Annotated in this window: 2 protein-coding genes; both read left to right on the forward strand. The window is 25.0% G+C overall.

The window, feature by feature from the left end; genetic code table 11:
• Positions 1 to 347 precede the first annotated feature (347 nt).
• Positions 348 to 1,763, forward strand: a complete 1,416-nt coding sequence (locus tag ACY1IQ_RS21040) for an MBOAT family O-acyltransferase (protein WP_461615821.1) — start codon at positions 348 to 350, stop codon at positions 1,761 to 1,763.
• Between the two features lie 15 nt (positions 1,764 to 1,778).
• The coding region (locus ACY1IQ_RS21045; RefSeq protein WP_461615822.1) for an alginate O-acetyltransferase AlgX-related protein at positions 1,779 to 2,800 on the forward strand (1,022 nt) is incomplete at its 3' end.

The raw sequence follows: 2,800 nt of genomic DNA on the forward strand, positions 1-2,800 counted from the left end.
TATTGAAAATTGATTATTTAGGAGGGAATAAAGATATAACATCATAGAAGTTATAAATAATTTAGTAGATATAGAACTATAGTTCAAACAAACAAGAGTATCTAGAATGAGAATATCTATTGTAAATTTTCTACATGAAAAATATTAAGAAATTGTGAATATTTATGCATCCTTTTACATAATAAAGAAACTAAAGATAAAGCTCTTAAATAAGAATTATATTGGACTAAAAACAATATTTTCAAGTACTTAAAAATAAAATTTTGGTATTGACATACATGGTATAATAAACAAAATGGTTACAACTTGGTTACAACTTATATTATTTTAATACAAGGAGGAAAGGCATGGTATTTAGTTCTCAAATATTCATTTTTGTATTTTTACCAATAACTTTGTTAATTTATTATACCGTAGGGAATCTTTTTCCCAGTAAACTTTTAAAAAATTTTATATCTCTTTTTGCGAGTTTATTATTTTATGCTTGGGGAGGTATAGAGAACCTACCATTATTAGGTGGATGTATTTTAATAAATTACATATTTGGGTTACTTATTGACAAGTTAAAAGATGAGAAAAAATTAAAAAGAATTGTTTTAATAATAGGCGTAATACTAAATTTAAGTTTACTTTTTTATTATAAATATTATGGATTTGCAATAGAAAATATTAATAGTATCTTCAATACCGGTTTTCAATACAAGGAGATTATATTACCTATAGGCATCTCATTTTTTACATTCCAAGGTATGTCATACATAATTGATATATATAGAAATGATGCAAATGTTAATAAAAATATTTTTTCTGTTGCTTTATATGTATCATTTTTCCCGCAACTAATAGCAGGTCCTATTGTAAAATATAAAGATATAGATAATCAAATAAGAGAAAGAAAAGAAACTATTGAAGAGTTTAGTTATGGTATTGAAAGATTTGTTATAGGACTAGCAAAAAAGGTAATTATTGCTGATACTGTAGCTATGATAGCTGATACAATATTTTCACTTTCAAGTACGGGAATTGATTTGCCAACAGCATGGTTAGGAGCTATTTGCTATACCTTCCAAATATACTTTGATTTCTCAGGATATTCTGATATGGCTATTGGATTAGGACATTTATTTGGTTTTAAATTTATGGAAAACTTTAATTATCCATATATATCAAAATCTATAACTGAATTTTGGAGAAGATGGCATATATCTTTATCTACTTGGTTTAAAGAATATCTTTACATACCATTAGGTGGAAATAGAACAGGTAATACTTATTTAAATCTTTTTATTGTTTTTTTAGTTACAGGCTTATGGCATGGAGCTTCATGGAACTTTGTTGCATGGGGAGTATGGCATGGTGTATTTATAATTATTGAAAAGTTTATAAATAAAAAAACATGGTATGTAAAAATTCCATCTTTTATAAAAAGAACAATTACTATGTTTATTGTTATATTAGGATGGGTATTATTTAGAGCCAATGGTTTAATGGAAGCTATAGATTATTTATCAATAATGTTTGGGATAAATAAAGCTGCAACAGTTACCTTCCAATTTAGTTACTTTGTTAATAAATCATTAGTTTTTTGGATGTTTATATCGGTTATAGGCTCTCTTCCAATAATTTATAATATATTTAAAGTATATGAAGATAAAAAAGCCTTTCAGATAGTGAAAACAATATTTATTGGAGTTTTATTAATCATTGCAATAATATTTATAGTTAATTCAACATATAGTCCATTTATTTACTTTCAATTTTAAAGGAGGTGTTAGTGTATGAAAAAAATACATCTTTTTAGAATAATTATATTTCTTTTTATTATTGTATTGCCTATATTTAATATAAATTTAAAGTCTAATCAAGTTTCAGATATAGATAATAGAGAACTTATGGATTCTTCAGAGATATTTTCACAAGATAATGTTACTGAAAATGTAGAAAGTTATATAGAAGATCGTATAGGGTTTAGAACTGAAATGGTTAATGTATACACTAAAGGAATGGATTTGCTATTTGATGAAATGATACATCCCAATTATCAATACGGAAAAGATGGATATATTTTTTCCAAATTACACGAAAGCCCACTTGATAAAGAGTTTCAAGAAGTCTATTCTGACTTTATATTAAATTTTCAAAAATATTGTATAGATAGAGATATAAAATTTTTATATGCCCTTGAGCCTAGTAAAGCAACTGTATACTCTGAGTTTTTACCAGAGGGGTATAATTATGACAATAAAAATCTTGACTATTTTTTAAGTCTTCTTGAAGGTAAAGATATTAATTATTTATATACTGGAGAAGCTTTGATAAATGCTAAAGATTCAAAACAAGTTTTTGATAAAAAATATGATGCTGGGCATTGGAATGAAACTGGAGCTATCATTGGAATTTCATCTATATTAGATAGATTACATAATTTAGATTCAACAGTGGATAAATTTGATATCAGTAAATTTGAACCTGTAGAGTATACTAATACAACTCTTCCAGCTTCATACTTTTCTATAAATGAAAAAACTACACATTATAATTTAAAAGAGAGAAAATCTGAATATATTACTGATTTCAATGATGAAATTAAAAAATCTGAACAATTTAGAGCTTTTTCTCATTATAAAAATCCGGATAATAAAGATGCACCTAAGATACTTATTTTTGGTGGAAGTTATTTTCAAGAGAGAGAAAAGTTTCTTAAGGAGAATTTTTCAGAATTAGTTATGGTACATAATTATCATAATGTAATTGATTATGATTATTATATAAATATTTTTAATCCAGATATAGTTTTATT

Source organism: Clostridium sp. Marseille-QA1073 (assembly GCF_054863625.1).